Source organism: Streptomyces sp. NPDC056361 (assembly GCF_042262805.1).
In the GTDB taxonomy this organism is placed as follows: domain Bacteria; phylum Actinomycetota; class Actinomycetes; order Streptomycetales; family Streptomycetaceae; genus Streptomyces.
In genome coordinates this window covers 1-17,893 of the sequence record NZ_JBHJQI010000018.1, presented here as the reverse complement: position 1 = coordinate 17,893, position 17,893 = coordinate 1, and the positions used below count along the sequence as shown (strand labels likewise).

General features: G+C 70.6%; 12 protein-coding genes and 1 tRNA gene. 4 read left to right on the top strand and 9 right to left on the bottom strand.

What is annotated here, in order from left to right; genetic code table 11:
* Positions 1 to 206: 206 nt before the first annotated feature.
* The 8 genes from ACFCY7_RS08475 to galU form a co-directional block, all read right to left on the bottom strand.
* The gene (locus ACFCY7_RS08475) at positions 207 to 4,676 is read right to left on the bottom strand and encodes an FG-GAP-like repeat-containing protein (RefSeq protein WP_376482531.1); all 4,470 of its coding nucleotides are present in this window, start codon (positions 4,674 to 4,676) and stop codon (positions 207 to 209) included.
* Between the two features lie 581 nt (positions 4,677 to 5,257).
* Positions 5,258 to 5,331 (bottom strand) — tRNA-Ala (locus ACFCY7_RS08470).
* Positions 5,332 to 5,426: 95 nt separating this feature from the next.
* Positions 5,427 to 6,470, bottom strand: a complete 1,044-nt coding sequence (gene glpR, locus ACFCY7_RS08465; RefSeq protein ID WP_376482529.1) for a gephyrin-like molybdotransferase receptor GlpR — start codon at positions 6,468 to 6,470, stop codon at positions 5,427 to 5,429.
* 137 nt (positions 6,471 to 6,607) lie between these two features.
* Positions 6,608 to 7,219, bottom strand: coding sequence for a GNAT family N-acetyltransferase (locus ACFCY7_RS08460; protein WP_376482527.1), 612 nt, complete (start codon positions 7,217 to 7,219; stop codon positions 6,608 to 6,610).
* A complete protein-coding gene (locus tag ACFCY7_RS08455) occupies positions 7,216 to 7,734 on the bottom strand; it encodes a molybdenum cofactor biosynthesis protein B (protein ID WP_376482658.1) in 519 nt (172 codons plus the stop codon). Before ACFCY7_RS08455 ends, ACFCY7_RS08460 begins: the two co-directional genes overlap by 4 nt.
* Positions 7,735 to 7,820: 86 nt before the next feature.
* On the bottom strand, positions 7,821 to 8,306 hold the full coding sequence (moaC, locus tag ACFCY7_RS08450; RefSeq protein ID WP_367826053.1) for a cyclic pyranopterin monophosphate synthase MoaC: 486 nt from the start codon (positions 8,304 to 8,306) through the stop codon (positions 7,821 to 7,823).
* Between the two features lie 57 nt (positions 8,307 to 8,363).
* Positions 8,364 to 9,728: a gephyrin-like molybdotransferase Glp gene (gene glp, locus ACFCY7_RS08445; RefSeq protein WP_376482524.1), complete on the bottom strand. Its 1,365-nt coding sequence runs from the start codon at positions 9,726 to 9,728 to the stop codon at positions 8,364 to 8,366.
* Between the two features lie 4 nt (positions 9,729 to 9,732).
* The gene (gene galU, locus ACFCY7_RS08440; RefSeq protein WP_376482522.1) at positions 9,733 to 10,644 is read right to left on the bottom strand and encodes a UTP--glucose-1-phosphate uridylyltransferase GalU; all 912 of its coding nucleotides are present in this window, start codon (positions 10,642 to 10,644) and stop codon (positions 9,733 to 9,735) included.
* 103 nt (positions 10,645 to 10,747) lie between these two features.
* Between galU and ACFCY7_RS08435 the strand changes: the two genes are divergently transcribed.
* Entirely contained in the window at positions 10,748 to 11,341 is a 594-nt protein-coding gene (locus ACFCY7_RS08435) for a 5-formyltetrahydrofolate cyclo-ligase (RefSeq protein ID WP_376482656.1), read from the top strand.
* Here ACFCY7_RS08435 and ACFCY7_RS08430 read toward each other — a convergent pair whose 3' ends face one another.
* The gene (locus tag ACFCY7_RS08430; protein WP_376482520.1) at positions 11,342 to 14,077 is read right to left on the bottom strand and encodes a penicillin acylase family protein; all 2,736 of its coding nucleotides are present in this window, start codon (positions 14,075 to 14,077) and stop codon (positions 11,342 to 11,344) included. It abuts the gene before it with no gap.
* A gap of 259 nt (positions 14,078 to 14,336) precedes the next feature.
* Between ACFCY7_RS08430 and ACFCY7_RS08425 the strand changes: the two genes are divergently transcribed.
* The 3 genes from ACFCY7_RS08425 to ACFCY7_RS08415 all read left to right on the top strand — a co-directional run bounded on the left by ACFCY7_RS08425 (position 14,337) and on the right by ACFCY7_RS08415 (position 17,787).
* Entirely contained in the window at positions 14,337 to 15,860 is a 1,524-nt protein-coding gene (locus ACFCY7_RS08425; protein WP_376482518.1) for a potassium/proton antiporter, read from the top strand.
* Between the two features lie 251 nt (positions 15,861 to 16,111).
* Positions 16,112 to 17,383 (top strand): MFS transporter, encoded by a 1,272-nt coding sequence (locus ACFCY7_RS08420; RefSeq protein ID WP_376482516.1) that lies wholly within the window; start codon positions 16,112 to 16,114, stop codon positions 17,381 to 17,383.
* Between the two features lie 68 nt (positions 17,384 to 17,451).
* Positions 17,452 to 17,787, top strand: a complete 336-nt coding sequence (locus ACFCY7_RS08415; RefSeq protein WP_376482514.1) for an FmdB family zinc ribbon protein — start codon at positions 17,452 to 17,454, stop codon at positions 17,785 to 17,787.
* The last annotated feature ends 106 nt before the right edge of the window (positions 17,788 to 17,893 follow it).

The window sequence follows — 17,893 nt, the reverse complement described above, 5'->3', positions numbered from 1 at the left end:
GACCCCTGGCTGCGGCTTCGCGATGAATTCTCACACCCCACCTCTCATGGGTACGGAAATGTCACCGAACGCTACTCGCGCCCGCCGACCACAGGTCCGCAATTTGAGGTAGATCTGAGAAATTAAAACGAGTCCGAACCGAAAAAAGGGGATGCCCGGGAAGAATTCCCGGGCATCGCCGTCATTTGGTGGTAGGTGCGCTCCTACTAATTGTAGGCGCGCAGAATGGTGCTGTTCGCCCAGGTCCAGCCGGTCAGCGCGCTCCAGCCGGCCTTGTGGTAGTCGAAGCCCGTCGCGTTCGAGAGGTGGGTGAACGCCTTGACCTCACCGGTGGAGAAGCCGTAAAGGCTGCCGATGTCGTCACGACCGTCACCGTTGTAGTCGCCCGGCGTGTACTGGGCGCCCTGGTAGTACCAGTTACCGGTCGGGATATCCAGACCTCGGATGGTGGAGGTGACGAACTTCCCGTCCCGCGCCGAGGAGGCGGGGAGCTTGAACAGGGCGTCCTTTCCGTCGGCGTAGTCGTACCAGAAGCCGACGTCGTCGAGGCCGTCGCCGTTGAAGTCACCGGCGTGCAGGAAGGTCCGGCCGAAGCTGCCCCATGTCGTGCCGTTACCGGTCCAGGACGTGGTGCTCAGATTGCTGAAGCCGCCGTCGGAAAGGGCCGGGAAGGTGTGCATCTTCAGGGTGCCGTCCGGGTACCCGTAGAGGGCTGCGAGGTCGTCGCGGCCGTCACCGTTGAAGTCACCGGTGGCGAACTTGCTGTCGCTGACGTCCCACCAGCCGGCCTGGAGCTGGGCGGAGGGGAAGGGCGCGTTGAAGCCGCCCTTCACGTTGGCGGTGAAGGTGAAGATGGTGTCGTGGCCCGCCCCGTACGCGTACCAGGCCATGATGTCGTCGCGGCCGTCACCGTTGAAGTCGCCCGACTCCAGGGTCATGGAGCCGGAGTACCAGCCGCCCTTCTGCGAGGTCCAGGACGCGAAGGGTGCGTTGAACCCGCCGCCCGCCTTGCCGAGCGCCGTGAACAGCTTGACGACGCCGTTGTCGTAGTCGTACAGGGCCGCCATGTCGCCCTTGCCGTCACCGTTGTAGTCGCCGGTGGCGAACTTCATCCGGTCGACGTTCCAGCTGCCGACCGCGGACTCGTAGGACTTGAGCGGCGCGGCGAACGTGCCGTCCGAGTTGGACTTGAAGGTGTGCAGTGCGGACTTGCCGCCGGGGATCGCGTACCAGGCCGCCATGTCGCTGCGGCCGTCACCGTCGTAGTCGTGCCGGACGACGGTGTTCGCCGACCAGGTCGACCGGCCCGCCGCGTCGTAGATGACGAAGTTGCCGCGGTCCTGCAGCATCGCGTAGCCGTTGGGGGCGGTCACGCCGAACGACTTCACGATCCCGACCGAGTCCTTGATCACGAGCTTGCCGTCGGTCTGAAGGACGGCCGTGGCCCCGTTCTTGCCGGCGGTTCCCGAGCTCCACAGCACGTTGCCCGCGTTGGAGGTCACGACGAGGTTGCCGTCGGTCCGCATCGTGAGCTTGGCGGCGTTGGAGGTGTAGGACTCGCCGGACGCGATGGTGGTGCCGGACGGGATGTAGGCGCCGCCCGTCATGCCGTCGATCGTGAACTTGGCCCCGAACATGATGTTGCTGCTCGCGCTGGTCGACTGGCCCTTCCAGCCCACCAGGGCGTTGTCCGAGGCCTGACGGGCCCAGAGCTCCGCGCGGATGTCCTCGTACGGGTCGTTCGTGATGTCGCCGGAGGAGCCGACGATCGGGTAGGCGGCCTTGGTGACGCCGCTGCCGATCTTCAGCAGGTTCTCCGGAAGGCCCCAGGTCGCGGCGTCCAGGCCGCCGTCGGGCGCGTACTCGGCCCAGGCGAGCAGGATGTCACCGGTGGCGTCGTCGCGGAGCCAGAGGTCCGGGAGTCCGTCCCAGCTGATGTCGCCCGGGGTGATGATCGTGTACTTGTCCCAGTTCTTGCCGCCGACGGGGGTGGGCGACCGCGTGTAGCCGAGGTCCAGGTCGTCGGTGGCACGGTTGCCGTAGTAGGCCCAGAGCAGCTTGCCCTGCTTGACCAGGAGGTCGGGCTGGCCGTCGGCGTTGATGTCGCCGGGGGCGGCGATCTGGTCGGCGTTGAACCAGTGGTCGTCGCCGGCCCAGGTCTCCTCGCCGTCGCAGCCCTCGTCCGGGTTCCTGACCGGGCAGGTGACCTTCAGCTCGAGCCGCGAGTTCGGGTCGATCTTGCCGAGGCCGTCGTTCTTGTACGTGTAGATCTTCTTGCGCTTGTCGACCTCGTCGTACTCCAGGGACACCAGGTCGTTGTAGCCGTCCTGGCCCCAGTCGCCGAAGGTGGTGATCTGCTTGCCGGCGAACGAGCCGCCGCCGTTGCTGGCGTTGCTGAACTCGCCCGAGCCCTGGCCCGCGTAGGTCAGCAGGGTGCCGTTGCCGTCCGCGGCCCAGATGTCGCGCTGCCCGTCACCGTTCAGGTCGAAGGGGACGTCCCGCGTCTTCGACGTGGCCGCGTAGTAGATGTACGTGGCCGTGTCCGAGCGGTTGCCGGCCTTGTCCACGCTGTACGCGTACACGAAGTGCGGACCGTAGCTCGGCGGGGTGATGGTCACCGTCGGCGTGCTCGCGCCGACGGGCGTGACGTCGGGGTCCGTGTCCGTCCAGTAGTAGTACTGGACCACGTCGGAGACGCCGTGCGGGCCGAACGTGAACGCGCCGGGCGTCCGCGCCTTGCCGGTGTTGGCGGGCCACTTGGTCTCGCCGTTGGGGAAGACCGTCGAGGTGATGGTCGGCGGGTTGCTGGGACGCGTGCGGTCGACGCTGAACTTGCACGTCACCGAGGTCGGGCCCTCGGCCTGGTCCTTGTCCCTCGTGACGACGTTCCAGGTGTAGTTGCCCGTCGGCAGGTCCACGTCGGGCACCGCCCAGGTCGTGACCTTGTCCTTCAGGGCGGGCAGCTCCATCGTCCTGACCGGATCGGCGACACCCGACTTGTACAGGTTGAAGCGCGCCGTCAGGTTGCCGCCGTCACGGTCGGAGTGCGTGGCGTACAGGCTGACCCGGGTGTTGCCGATGACACCACCGGTCTTGCAGTCGGTCTTGGGGTACGTCCCCAGGCCATCCGGCCGCTTCGGCAGGGTGTTGTACCTGATCTCGAGGGTGGCCGTCTTCGGGTCGAACTTCTTCCAGCCGAAGGTGTCCCCTTCGTCCTGGGCGTACATACCCAGGGTGATGCTGGCCAGGCCCTGGTTGTTCTTCCCCTCCTTGGCCCGCGCCTTGACCTTGGAGGTGATGTCGAACTCGAGGTTCCCCGCCCCGCAGCCCGGGATCTTCGAGTCCCAGCCCTTGGAGTCGTTCACCGTCCTGAGCAGGGAGAGCTTGGTCGGCTGCTTGCTCCAGGTCGTCTTCGACGTGATGCCCGTGGTGTGCCAGACCTCCACGGGTCGGGACTGGCAGGACCAGGACCAGATGTTCTTGACGCGGAAGGTGGCCGACTTGACCTCGGCGCCCATGACGTCGCTCGTGTCCAGCTGGATGAACGAGCGCGAGACACGGTCCGAGCCGCCCGTCTGGGCCTCGTAGCCGACCCGGATCGGGTCGGTGGAGTTCCAGAACGAGTAGTTCGGGTAGTGCTTGTAGACGCGCGTCCAGTTCTGCCGCTCGCCCCACGCCCACTGCGGGTCGATGTAGACCGGGTACTGGGTCTCGGGAGCGGCCAGCATGGTCTGGTCCGGCTTGATCTCCAGGGTGTCCCCGGTGACCGTGGTGTCCATCGGCGCGTCCGTGGAACCCGGCGGCGGCTCGAAGGTGTCCTCCGGCGCCGCCGTCCCGTCGTCCGCCGTCCCTCCCACGGCGTCGGCGGAGAACGCCTGGGCACCACCGGCCGGCGCCGACTCGCTGGTGACCTTCGTGGAGTCCCACATCAGCGGCGTCGGGCTGGAGAAGACCGCGTGACCCGAGGGGTCCACGGCGGTCAGGCTGCCGGTCTCACTGTCCACCGAGACGTCGAGGCCGACCGTCTCGAACTTGAACTTCAGGCTGTCCAGCTGCGGGTTCTGCGCGGCTTCGGGCGTCTTGACGACCAGGAGCTGCGAGAAGCCCTCGACCTCCGCCTTCAGCTGGAGGTCGACGCCGGGCAGGATCTCGGCGTACGTGGCCACGTTCTCGGCCAGCGTGGGCTGCGGCAGCGCCGTGGGCCAGTTGAGCGTGAGCGTGCGCCCGTCCTTCACTCCGGAGAGCAGGGGAGCGGTGCCTCCGCCGGAGAACGTCACGTCCACCAGCGACGCCTTCGGCCGCACGCCGTTCCCGCTGAGGACCAGCGTCGGGTCGGTCGGAACCCACTGCCCGTCACGCAGCAGGCGGACGGCGGTCCCGTGCCGGTTCACCGTCCATGTCCCGTCGGGCTGGGCCCACGTGTCGGTGGTCTCGGTGCGGGCGGATTCCAGCTCGTAAGGCTGTCCCGTCCGCGCCGCCTCTTCGAGCGCGAAGTCCTCCTGACTCTGCTCCCCCGTGTCGACCGGCGACACGAAGACGGCCGAGGCCGTCGGAACGAGCCCGGGCAGGACGACGAGAGCGGAAGCGGACAGCGCTCCCGTCAGCGCGACGGATATCAGTCGTCTTCTGCGGGATCCTGCCGCGGGTCTTCTGGCAGGCCATCTGGCAACGGACACGTACACCCCTCGGTGTCTCAAGGTTCAACGAACGCCGAAAGGATGACGGCCCGCCAGGGCGCTGGCCAACGAATTGAGCGGAAGTTGAGCTTGGTGAGAGGAGGGGTGGATTCCGGGCAATGCGGTGATCCGGGCATCAGAATCCCACTCACTCACCCCACAGGAAATTGCCGGAAATAACCGGCTAAGCCAGACCCGGAGCCGTCGGCACGGAGACGCCCCCCGGGCGCCGGGCCCGCCCACGGCCAGGCCACGGGAAGCCCACAAACCCGCAGCTCAGGGACTCTGTGAGGTGCAAATAGGGCGGCACGGGGCCTGATCGATGCCACCGGCCCCCCGGAGTCGCCGGGGAACCCTCCTGACCATGCGCCCGCCAGAGAGCACCTGGCGCGCGTCCGGAAGATCGACTTCGGGAAAGTCGAGGCGACGGCCACGAGTACGTCATGTCGCCGATCAAGCGGAACCGCACAGTCGGGCCCGGCCTTCACCCAACCCTCCCCAAACGCCGAGATCCCGTCCAACCCAAGGGGTTGAACGGGATCTCCAGACGTTCCCGAGAGCTACTCGCGAACTGTCGTTTGTGGACCTGTGGGGATTTGAACCCCAGACCCCCTCGATGCGAACGAGGTGCGCTACCAGACTGCGCCACAGGCCCTTGCGACGTGTGAAACATTAGCATCCCGACGGGCGAAGACAAAAATCCGTTGAGCCGCAGGTCAGCCGAGGGGTGTCGCGGGCCCCTCGGCGGGGTCACTCGTTGGCGGCGCGGGGGCGGTCGTCGTCGGCGTACTGGTCGAAGAGGGGGGTACGGCCGTGGTCGCGGGTGCGGCGCGGCGGGGCGGTGCGCTGACGCGGGGCCGGGGAGGGGACGGGGGTGGGGTCGGCGGCCGTGGAGGAGCGGGCGGCGCTCCAGGTCTCGGGGTCGGTGATGTCGATGCCGCTGGTGGCGCGCGGGGCGACCGGGGCGGTGACGTAGGTGGGGAGCGGGACCGGGACGGGGTCCCAGCTGTCGCCGCGGGCGGGGCCGCGCTCGCGCTGCTGGTCGACCCACTCCGCGTGGTCGGTCTGCTCGACGAGGGCGCGGCGGTCGGCCTCCTGCGGGGAGGGCGTCGGGTCGGCGGCGGGCTCGGGCGTCGGGGCCGGGCGGCGGCTCTCGCGGAGCCGGGCCGCGGCGGCCTCGGCGCGGCGGCGGTCCATGACGTACACGAAGCGCCGTCGTTCCTGGATCCGCAGGTGCACGATGTACGCGCTGAGGAGCAGCGCGGGGACGGCGGGCGCCCAGAGGAAGGTGATGCCGCCGACGGCCGCGACGACGGCGCCGAGGGTGAAGCCGCCGAAGAGGAGCGTGGTGGTGCGCCGGCGCCGGGCGAGGACCTTGCCGCGCCGGGCGCGCTCGGCGGCGGCGCCCGCGGCGCCCGTGACGCCCGCGGCGGGGCGGGCCGGGGCGGCGGACGCCGGAGACGGTTCCGGTTCGGGCTCCGGGAGTTCGAGGCGCGCCTCGGTTCTGGCCGCGGGCGCGGAGAAGGCCCGGACGTCGACCGAGCTCAGATGCTCGGTCGCCGCGTCCGGGTCCACGTCGGGCGTCGGGCCCTCCGCCGTACGGTCCCGCTGCTTGAGCTCCTTGGCGTACCGGCGCTCCATGCCCGCCCGTCCGGAAAGCAGCCGGATGGCGGTGCTGAAGCGTTCCGTCGGACGGGCTTCGTTCAGCTCGTCCTGCCTGCGGAGCCACATCGGCACCAAGTAGGCGGCCCAGGCCCCGACGATGACTGCGTAGATGAGGCCGCTGCTGCTCACGCCTCACACGGTAGAGGGGTTCGCGTGGGGCCATCGGCCAATTGGCCCGGTGTGTCGCACGATCTGGCTGATATCACTGAACTTTTTTGTGATTGTTCAGATCGTTTGCGTGCCAACTACCGATTAAATTCGAACACTTATTTCATTCTTGCCTGGCGCCAGCGCCTCAGCAGCCCCTCCGGCACCTCCTCCGCCGTCAGCGCGAAGACCAGATGATCGCGCCAGGCGCCGTCGATGTGGAGATAGCGGGGCCGCAGCCCCTCCTCGCGGAACCCGAGCTTCTCGACCACCCGGCGCGACGGCCCGTTCTCCGGGCGGATGCACACCTCCATGCGGTGCAGCCCGACCGCGCGGAAGCAGTGGTCGACGGCGAGCGCGACCGCCGTCGGCATCACCCCGCGCCCGGCGACCTCGCTGTCCACCCAGTACCCCACGTGCCCCGAGCACATCGAACCCCAGGTGATCCCGGCGACCGTCAACTGGCCGACCAGCCGCCCCTGGTACTCGATGACGAACGGCAGCATCCGGCCCGCGTTCGCCTCCGACCGCAGATGGCGCACCATCTGACGGTACGTCGGCCGCTGGCCGACGGGACCGCCCGGAGGCGGCGGCGGAACCGTCGCCTCCCAGGGCCGCAGCCACTCCCGGTTGCGCCGGTTCACCTCGCGCCAGGCCCGCTGGTCGCGCATCCTTATCGGCCGGAGCACGATGTCCCCGTCCACGAGGATCACCGGCCAGGTCGGGATCACGACGCTCTCGGGTGGTCGCCGCCGCGGATCTGGTCGACGGCGTGCCGGAGCAGCGGCTCCAGGACGGCCAGGCCGTCCCGCACGCCGCCCGGGGACCCCGGCAGGTTCACGATGAGCGTGCCGCCCGCGACGCCGGCGAGACCGCGCGAGAGCGCCGCCGTCGGCACCTTCTCCCGCCCGTACGCGCGGATCGCCTCCGGGATGCCCGGGATCTCGCGGTCGAGGAGCCTACGGGTGACCTCGGGAGTCTCGTCGGTGGGCGAGATGCCCGTGCCGCCGGTGGTGACGACCACGTCGTATCCGGCGGCCACCGCCGCCCGCAGGGCCGCCTCGACCGGCGCCCCGTCCGGGACGACCTGGGGGCCGTCGACGGCGAAGCCCATCGCGGTGAGGCCCTCGGCGATCAGCGGACCGCCCTTGTCCTCGTAGACCCCGGCGGACGCCCGGTTGGAGGCGGTGACGACGAGCGCCGCGTACGGGCCGACCAGGGCCCCGCCGAGGCCGGAGCCGAGCACCGCGGGCGCCTCCCCGGTGCCGACCGGCGCCGCGGACTCCTGGGCGTGCTCGTGGACGTGCGAACCCGCCACCCGGCCGCCGCGCGTCACGACGCGCTCCGCGTCCAGTGGCCCGACTTGCCGCCCGTCTTCTCCTCCACCCGTACGTCGGAGATGACCGCGCCCTTGTCGACCGCCTTGATCATGTCGACGACCGTCAGGGCGGCCACCGAGACCGCGGTCAGGGCCTCCATCTCGACGCCCGTGCGGTCGGTGGTCTTCACCGTCGCGAGGATCTCGACGGCCTCGTCCGTGACCGCGAGGTCCAGGGTCACGCCGGAGACGGCGAGCGGGTGGCACAGCGGGATGAGGTCGGGGGTCTTCTTGGCGCCCATGATCCCGGCGATGCGGGCGGTCGCGAGGGCGTCGCCCTTGGGGACGCCCTCGCCGCGCAGCAGCTCGATCACGCGCGGCGAGACGAGGACCCGCCCGCTGGCCCGCGCGGTACGGGACGTGACGTCCTTCGCGGAGACGTCGACCATGCGGGCCGCACCCGCCTCGTCGATGTGGGTGAGACCTTGCTGCGTGCTCATGGCCGTGACACTCCCGGTCGCTGTTGGGGACGACACCGTACCCCCACCCTCGCCCCCTCAGCCGAGGAGGACCACTTCCAGCGTGCTGCCCGGCTCGACGGCCTCGGCCTCCTCGGGGACCACGAGCAGGCAGTCCGCGTGCGCGAGGGCCGCGATCAGGTGGGATCCCGCACCGCCCACGGGGGTGACGGTGCCGGCCTCCGGGTCGTAGGTGCCGCGCAGGAACTGGCGGCGGCCGGGCGGCGACGAGAGGGCCTTGTCGGCGGCGAGGACGGCCTGGACGCGGGGCCGGTGGAGGTCGTCGACGCCCATCAGGGCGCGGATCGCGGGGCGGACGAACAGCTCGAAGGAGACGTACGACGAGACCGGGTTGCCCGGCAGCGCGAGCAGCGGGATCTGCTCGGTGCCGATCGCGCCGAAGCCCTGCGGCTTGCCGGGCTGCATGGCCAGCTTGCGGAAGTCGACCTGGCCGTCGGCGGTCAGCGCCTCCTTCACCACGTCGTACGCGCCGACGCTCACCCCGCCGGTGGTCACGATGAGGTCGGCGCGGATGAGCTGGTCCTCGATGGTGGCGCGCAGCGACTCGGCGTCGTCGGCGACGGCGCCCACCCGGTAGGCGAGCGCGCCGGCGTCCCGGGCGGCCGCGGCGAGCGCGAAGCTGTTGGAGTCGTGGATCTGGCCCTCGCCCAGCGGCTCGCCGGGCTGGACCAGCTCGCTGCCGGTGGAGATGACGACCACCCGGGGGCGGGGGCGGACCTGCACGGCGCCCCGGCCGATCGCGGCGAGCAGGCCGATCTGCGGCGGCCCGAGGACCGTGCCCGCCGCGAGGGCGAGCTCCCCGGCCTTCACGTCGCTGCCCGCCCTGCGGACGTGGGCGCCGGCCTCGGCGGACCGGTGGACCCGGACCTCGCCGGCGGCGCCCTCGGGGGCGGTGCTCGCGGCGCGCATGCCGGTGGCCGCGCCGCCGCCGGTCCCGCCGTCGGTCCATTCGACGGGGACGACGGCCTCGGCACCGGGCGGCAGCGGGGCGCCGGTCATGATCCGGGCGGCCTCGCCGGGGCCGACGGTGGGCAGTCCGCCGTCGCCGGCCGCGACGTCGCCGACGACGGTGAGGACGGCGGGGAACTCCTCGGTGGCGCCGGAGACGTCGGCGACCCGGACCGCGTACCCGTCCATGGAGCTGTTGTCGAAGGGGGGCAGCGCGACCGGCACCGTCACGTCCTCGACGAGGACGCAGCCCTGGGCGTCGAGGAGTTGCAGCTCGATGGGTTCGAGCGGGCCGACGGTCGCGAGGATGTCGGCCAGGTGCTCGTCCACCGACCACAGGTCGCGGGCCGGGCCCGCGCAGGGGTCCGCGGGGCCCGCCCCGTGGTCGTGGCCGCTGTCGTCGGGGGACGGCGACGGTGCCGTGCTGCTGCTCAAGGTGCTACATCTCCTCGCTGACGTATCTCCGGAGCCAGGCCCGGAAGTCCGGTCCCAGATCTTCACGCTCGCACGCGAGTCTGACAATGGCACGCAGATAGTCACCGCGGTCGCCGGTGTCATAGCGGCGCCCCTTGAACACGACGCCGTGCACGGGGCCGCCGATCTTCTCGTCGGCGGCGAGCTTCTGCAGGGCGTCGGTCAGCTGGATCTCGCCGCCGCGGCCCGGCTCGGTGTCCCGCAGCGTCTCGAAGACGGCGGGATCGAGTACGTAGCGGCCGATGACCGCGTAGTTGCTCGGAGCTTCCGCCGGCTCCGGCTTCTCGACGAGGTCGGTCACTCGCACGACGTCCGAGTCGACGGTGGCCTCGACGGCGGCGCAGCCGTACAGGTGGATCTGCTCGGGGTCGACCTCCATGAGGGCGATCACGCTGCCGCCCTCGTGCTCCTGGACCTCGACCATGCGGGCGAGCAGCGGGTCGCGCGGGTCGATCAGGTCGTCGCCGAGGAGGACGGCGAAGGGCTGGTCGCCGACGTGCGGGGCGGCGCACAGCACGGCGTGGCCGAGGCCTCGCGGGGCGCCCTGGCGCACGTAGTGCATGGTGGCGAGGTCATTGGACTCCTGGACCTTGGAGAGGCGTTCGGCGTCGCCCTTCCGGCTCAGGGCTTCCTCCAGCTCGTAGTTCCGGTCGAAGTGGTCCTCCAGGGGACGCTTGTTCCGGCCGGTGATCATCAGAACGTCCGAGAGTCCGGCCGCGACGGCCTCCTCGACGACGTACTGGATGGCCGGCTTGTCGACGACCGGCAGCATCTCCTTGGGCGTCGCCTTGGTCGCAGGAAGGAAGCGGGTGCCGAGGCCCGCGGCCGGGATGACAGCCTTGCTGATCCGGCCGAGCCTGGGGAGCGACTGATTCATGCGTGCACCTTAGTCGCTCGGAATGAGAGGAAGATGTGCCTTCGGTTAACTTCCTCCACATAAAGACAGTTACGAGACATTCATGCATTCACATGAGGCCGTCATGACACCCGAGATGTCCGAAAAGACCCTGCTGCGCAGCCGACTTCTGGCCGCGCGTGCCGCCCTGAGCGCTGATTCCCTCGCGGACACGGCCGAATCCCTCGCGCGACGTGGTGTGGAACTCACCGAACTCGCGGAGGCCTCCACCGTCGCCGCCTATGTGTCGGTGGGCCGCGAACCGGGCACCCGCGCGCTGCTCGACGCGCTCCACGCGCGCGGGGTGCGGGTCCTGCTGCCCGTGCTGCTCCCCGACAACGACCTGGACTGGGCCGCGTACGAGGGGCGGGAGGCGCTGGCCAAGGCCGGCCGCGGGCTTCTGGAGCCGACCGGGCCGCGGCTCGGCCCCGACGCCGTCTGCGCCGCCGACGCCGTCCTGCTGCCCGGCCTCGCGGTCGACGGGCGCGGGATGCGGCTCGGGCGGGGCGGCGGCTCGTACGACCGGGTCCTCGCCCGGCTGGCGCGGGCGGGCAAGGACCCGGCCCTGGTGGTGCTCCTCTACGCGGACGAGGTGGTCGCGCGGGTCCCGGAGGAACCGCACGACCACCCCGTGCACGCGGTGGTGACCCCGGCGGGGGTCACCCGTTTCACGCCCTGATCAGGGCTTGAGGACCAGCCTGTCCTTCGTCGCCGCGTCGACGGCCGCGGCGCCGTAGGCCCAGTCGAGGAGGTCGCCCCTGGCCCACGCGTCCGTCTGGTCGGTGTAGTTCGAGTGGAAGGCGTGGCCGGAGGCACCGGTCAGGTTGATCCACCGGGACTTGTCCCAGTCGCCGACGTTGACCACCATCCGCATCGACGGCACCCAGATGACCTCGTAGCCGCCGGCCGCGTTCCAGCCGGTCGCGTCGACCGCCGCCTCGCCGCCGCCCAGGTTCCACGGGCCGCGGTTGAGGAGCTGCTGGACGGCGCCGGGTCCGGCGGTGCCCAGGGTCTGGTTCTTCAGGGTCAGCTGGTGCAGCCGGCCCCAGCTCCAGGTGGAGACGTCCTTGCCGAGCTTGGCGGTCAGCTCCCAGCGGGCGTCCTTCATGGCCTGGGCGAGCAGCTGGTCACGGGTCTCGGTGGGCTGGTTCGTGCGGTCGCCCGGGGTCGTCCACCACTCGCTCTTCTCCTGCTTGAGGAGCGGGCGGACCACCTCGTACCAGCGGTCGCCGCCGTCCGGCTGCGCCGAGTCGGGGTCGCGCTCGCCGCACTCGCGGACGAGCTTGTTCTGCTCGTCGACGGGGCCGGTGGCGTCGACCGGGCGGACGTTGATGCAGTCGCCCTCGGCGCGCAGCTCCTTGGGCAGCTTGTTGCCGAAGGCGAGCTTGAGGACGTTGCGCCAGACCGCGTTGAAGTACGCGGCGGCGGCCGAGTCGGGCTCCTGCGTGTAGTCCCAGCCTTCGAGGAGCTTCTGCGCCTCGCGGACGTACGGGTCGGAGATGTCGATCTTCAGCAGGAGCGGGTTGAGCAGGGTCGCGATCTCGCTGCGGTTGTCCGTCTGCATGGTCCGCATGTCGTCCGGCGAGATCTTGCCGCCGTCCTTGGTCTTCGACTCGATGAGGTCGTTGATCCGCTGGCTGCGCGAGCCGTAGCCCCAGTCCTTGGTGAGCAGGTCGGGGTAGGTCTTCTGGTCGACCACGGCCTGGTTGGCGGTGACGATGTAGCCGCGCTTCGGGTTGTACTCGTACGGCAGCTGCTCGAAGGGGATGTAGCCCTTCCACTTGTACGAGGAGTCCCAGCCGGGCGCCGGGACGGTGCCGTCGCCGGTACCGCGCCGCGGGATCTTGCCCGGGGACTGGTAGCCGATGTTGCCCGCGGTGTCGGCGTAGATCAGGTTCTGGGACGGGACCTCGAAGTTCTTCGCGGCCTCCCGGAAGGTGGCGAAGTCCTTGGCGCGGTCGATCGCGAAGATCGCCTCCATGGACTTGCCGGGCTGGAGGGCGGTCCACTGGAGGGAGACGCCGTAGCCGGTGCCGCGGTCGGGGGCGGAGTTCCCGACCGGCGCGTTCTGACCCACCTTCTCCAGTTCGGAGGAGCGGTCGGAGACGAGCGGGCCGTGCTCGGTGGAGCGGACGGTGATCTTGCGGTCGTCGCCGCCCGCGACCTTGATGACTTCCTCGCGGCTGGTGAAGGGCTTGACCTTGCCGTCGACGAGGTAGCCGTCGGGGCCGATCTTCTCCAGGTAGAGGTCGGTGACGTCGGCGCCGAGGTTGGTGAGGCCCCAGGCGATCTTGTCGTTGTGGCCGATGATCACACCAGGCATGCCCGAGAAGGTGTAGCCGGCGACGTCGTAGCGGCAGGTCGCCGAGACCGAGCGGCAGTGCAGGCCCATCTGGTACCAGAGGGACGGCAGCTGGGGCGCGAGGTGCGGGTCGTTGGCGAGCAGCGGCTTGCCGGAGGTCGTGTACTTCCCGGCGACGACCCAGGAGTTCGAGCCGATGCCGTTGCCGTTGGGGCCGAGCAGGGCCGGGATGGTGTCGAGGACCTCGGAGAGCGCCCCGAGCTGGGACTGCGTGCCGGAGGCGCCGGGTCCGGTGCCCGGGGTGTCGCCGGTGGTCGCGCCGTCGGCCTCGCCGGCCACGGCCTCCGGGTCGAACTTCCCGGTGGACTCGTCGACGGCGCCCTGGCCCACGATCGGCTGGTGGAGCGCGTACGGGTAGTCCGGGTACAGCTGCTTGATCTGGCTCGCGCCCAGGCGGCTCGTCAGCAGGGACCGGTCGATCTCGTCCTGCATGTTGCCGCGCAGGTCCCAGGCCATCGCCTTGAGCCAGGCCACCGAGTCGACCGGGGTCCAGGGCTCGATCGCGTAGTCGTTGGTCAGGGCCAGGGCCGCGTACTCGACCGAGATCTCGGCGGGCTTCTCGTGGTCCTTCAGATAGGCGTTGACGCCCTCCGCGTAGGCCTGGAGGTACTTCTTCGTCTCCGGCGACAGGACCTCGTCGTACTCCTGCTGCGCGACCCGGCGCCAGCCCAGCGTGCGCAGGAAGGCGTCGGTGTCGACCTGGCTCTCGCCGAACATCTCGGAGAGCCGGCCCGCGGTCACGTGGCGGCGGACGTCCATCTCGTAGAACCGGTCCTGCGCCTGGACGTATCCCTGAGCGCGGAAGAGGTCCGTCTCGTTGTCGGCGTAGATCTGCGGGACGCCGTTCGCGTCGCGCTTGACCTCCACCTCGCCGGAGAGCTTGTCGAGCCGGATCTCGCCGGTGGTCTGCGGGAACGAGGCCCGGACGGTGCTGACACCCCAGTAGCCGCCGAATCCGATGCCCGCGACCAGTGCGAGGACCAGGACGAGGAGGAGCAGGCGGGCACGCCGCCCTTTCTTCTTGGCGGGGGGCGCGGTCGTGTTGGAGGGCATCGCTGTCCTTCGAGGGGCAGGGTGGTCCTGGAGTACGGGAGCAACCTTAGGCGCAGCGTCCGGGCGGCCTGGACGCGGTGTCAGGAAGAGAACCGTACAGATGAACGAGGAGGCGCAAAGAGTGCGTCAAGAAAACGTTAAAGATTAGGTAAGGTAACGAAGTGTCGTCCGCTGGAGGAACGATCCAGCTGCACGCGAGGGGAAGGAACGGCCACTGACTGTCCACCAGCTCAACGAACTCCTGCTCATCTGCTCGCTCGTGTTGCTGATCGCGGTCGCGGCCGTGCGGATCTCGTCCCGCAGCGGCCTCCCCAGCCTCCTGCTCTACCTGGGCATCGGCGTCGCCATAGGCCAGGACGGCATCGGCAACGTCGCCTTCGACAACGCCGAACTGACCCAGGTCATCGGCTACGCGGCCCTCGTCGTGATCCTCGCCGAGGGCGGCCTCGGCACGAAGTGGAAGGAGATCAAGCCGGCCCTGCCCGCCGCGGTCGTCCTCTCCACCGTCGGCGTCGCCGTCAGCGTCGGCATCACCGCCACCGGCGCCCACTACCTCGTCGGCCTCGACTGGCGGCAGGCCCTGATCATCGGCGCCGTCGTCTCCTCCACCGACGCCGCCGCCGTCTTCTCCGTGCTGCGCAAGGTGCCCCTGCCCTCCCGGGTCACCGGCGTCCTGGAGGCCGAGTCCGGCTTCAACGACGCCCCCGTCGTCATCCTCGTCGTCGCCTTCTCCACCGCCGGACCGGTCGACGACTGGTACGTCCTCGTCGGCACGATCGCCCTCGAACTCGCCATCGGCGTCGCCGTCGGCCTGACCGTCGGCTTCGTCGGCTCCTACGGGCTCCGCCACGTCGCCCTGCCCGCTTCCGGCCTCTACCCGATCGCCGTCATGGCCATCGCCGTCGTCGCGTACGCCGCCGGCGCCATGGCCCACGGCTCCGGGTTCCTCGCCGTCTACCTGGCCTCGATGGTCCTCGGCAACGCCAAGCTGCCGCACGCGCCCGCGAACCGCGGCTTCGCCGAGGGACTCGGCTGGATCGCCCAGATCGGCATGTTCGTCCTGCTCGGCCTGCTCGTCACCCCGCACGAGCTCGTCCACGACTTCTGGCCCGCCGTCGTCATCGGCCTGGTCCTCACCGTGGTCGCGCGGCCCATGGAGGTCCTGGTCAGCCTGCTGCCGTTCCGCATCCCCTGGCAGGAGCAGGCCCTCATGTCCTGGGCCGGCCTGCGCGGCGCCGTCCCCATCATCCTCGCCACCATCCCGATGGTGGCGCAGATCGAGGGCAGCGAGCGGATCTTCAACATCGTCTTCGTCCTCGTCGTCGTCTACACCCTCGTCCAGGGCCCGACGCTGCCCTGGCTCGCCAGGGCCCTGAAGCTCGGCGACTCCTCGGAGGCCGCCGACCTCGGCGTCGAGTCCGCGCCCCTGGAGCGGCTCCGCGGCCACCTGCTCTCCGTCGCGATCCCCGAGCACTCCCGGATGCACGGCGTCGAGGTCGCCGAGCTGCGCCTGCCGGCCGGAGCGGCCGTCACCCTCGTCGTACGGGACGGGGCGAGCTTCGTCCCCGGACCCGCGACCGTCCTGCGGCACCAGGACGAGCTCCTCGTCGTCACCACCGACCCGGTGCGGGACGCCACCGAGCGGCGCCTGCGCGCGGTCGGCCAGGGCGGCAAGCTCGCCGGCTGGCTCGGCACCGGCGGGGCGACGGCCGTCTCCACTCCGGAGGGCACGGCGACGCGCTTCCACCGATCCCCGAAGAAATCCGGCGGTATCCCCGGTTAATCCCAGGCATTAATTCAGGTGCGGGAGCGTTTTCCCAGGCGGGAAGACGCTCTTCCCTGTAGCATGAAGGCACACCTGATCGAACCAACTCTGCCTGACGCAGAGCTGGCGCGACCGTATGGCGGCCGTGGCGCCCCTCCGCAGTGGGGCCGGCCCGGTATCTACCGCAGTAACGCGCATGAGGACAGCTCTCGGCGACACCCGCACCACCGTGCCGGGGCGCGCTACCAGGCGGCAGAAAGGCCAGGACCGTGGCGTCCACGGTCATCTCGGACAAGCGGCCCGGCTACGGGCAGCTGCTGCGCACCCCCGGTGCGCTGTCCTTCCTGCTCCCCGGCTTCGCCGCCCGGCAGCCCTTCGCGATGCTGACCATCGGCATCGTCCTGCTCGTCCAGCACACCACCGGCTCCTTCGGCAGCGCCGGCGCGGTCGCCGCCGTGACCGGCGTCTCCATGGCGCTCTTCGCGCCGCAGAGCGGCAAGCTCGCCGACCGCTTCGGCCAGCGCGCCGTCCTGCTCCCCGGCGTCCTCGTGCACACCGCGTCCGTCTCCCTGCTCGTGGCCCTCGCCCTGACCGGCGCCCCGCTCTGGGCGCTGTTCCTGGCCGCCGTGCCCGCCGGCGCCTCCGTGCCCCAGGTCGGCCCGATGGTCCGGGCCCGCTGGGCCGCCAGGCTCGACGGCACCCCGCTGATGCCGACCGCCGCGGCCTTCGAGTCCGTCACCGACGAGTTCACCTTCGTCGTCGGCCCCGTCCTCGCCACCGCCCTGTGCACCGGCATCCACCCGGCCGCCGGCCTGATCGCCGAGGCCGCCCTCACCCTCGTCGGCGGCCTGTTCTTCGCCGCCCAGCGCGCCACCCAGCCCGCGTACGGCGTCGCCGCGGCCACCACCGCCGAGCCCCACCGCTCCGCCCTCTCCATCCCGGGCGTCCGGGTCCTGATCGTCGCCTTCCTCGGCATCGGTTCCGTCTTCGGCGGCATGCAGGTCTCCCTCACCGCCTTCACCGAGGAGATCGGCAACCCCGGCGCCAACGGCCTGCTGTACGGGATCTTCGCCGCCGGCAACATGCTCGCGGGCATCGCCATGGGCGCCGTCGCCTGGAAGACCGGCCCCCGCCGCCGCCTGATCCTCGGCTACGCCGGCCTCACCGTCGCCGCGTCCCTGCTGTGGACCGCGCACTCGGTGCTGCTCCTCGGCGCCCTGGGCCTGGTCGTGGGCCTGTGCATCGCCCCCGCCCTCATCACCGGCTACACCATCGTCGAGACCCTGATCCCGGCCTCGGCCCGCACCGAGGCCTTCACCTGGCTCACCGGCGCCGTCGCGCTCGGCCAGGCCGCGGCCGTCACGGTCGCCGGCCGCCTCGCCGACGCACACGGCGCGAGCAGCGGTTTCCTGGTGCCGATGGCGGGCACGGCGCTCGCCCTGGCCACGCTCCTCGCCCTGCGGTCGCGGCTGAAGCCGCGCGAGTCGAGCCGGGTAGCCGCACGTGGCATCGGTCACCGCGTGCCGGTGGCGGTGGACTGAACCCACGGAATACGTCACTATGGATCGTCGTTAGCACTCGATGAGTGTGAGTGCCAGGAGGAAGTCAAGTGCCGACCTACCAGTACCAGTGCACCGAGTGCGGCGAAGGCCTCGAGGCGGTGCAGAAGTTCACCGATGACGCGCTGACCGAGTGCCCCAGCTGCAAGGGACGCCTGAAGAAGGTGTTCTCGGCCGTCGGCATCGTCTTCAAGGGCTCCGGCTTCTACCGGAACGACAGCCGCGGCTCGTCGTCCAGCAGCTCGCCGGCCGCGTCGAAGTCCTCGACCCCGTCGTCCTCGTCCTCGACGTCCTCGACGTCGGACGCGAAGCCGGCCGCGTCGACCTCGTCGTCCTCTTCCGCCTCCTCGACGTCCTCGTCGAGCACCGGAAGCTCGGCCGCCTGATCGTTTCCCCCGAGGGGCCCCCCGGGGCCCCCCCCCCGGGGCCCCCCGCCCCAACCGCGAACCCCCCCCCAACCCCCCGGGCAACCCCCAGGGGGACGGCCAGGGG

Excerpts from the sequence above, each read along its gene's own strand:
- galU (WP_376482522.1), bottom strand. The coding sequence starts at position 10,644 with ATGAATCAGTCGCTCCCCAGGCTCGGCCGGATCAGCAAGGCTGTCATC.
- ACFCY7_RS08430 (WP_376482520.1), bottom strand. The coding sequence starts at position 14,077 with ATGCCCTCCAACACGACCGCGCCCCCCGCCAAGAAGAAAGGGCGGCGT.
- moaC (WP_367826053.1), bottom strand. The coding sequence starts at position 8,306 with ATGAGCACGCAGCAAGGTCTCACCCACATCGACGAGGCGGGTGCGGCC.
- ACFCY7_RS08435 (WP_376482656.1), top strand. The coding sequence starts at position 10,748 with ATGACACCCGAGATGTCCGAAAAGACCCTGCTGCGCAGCCGACTTCTG.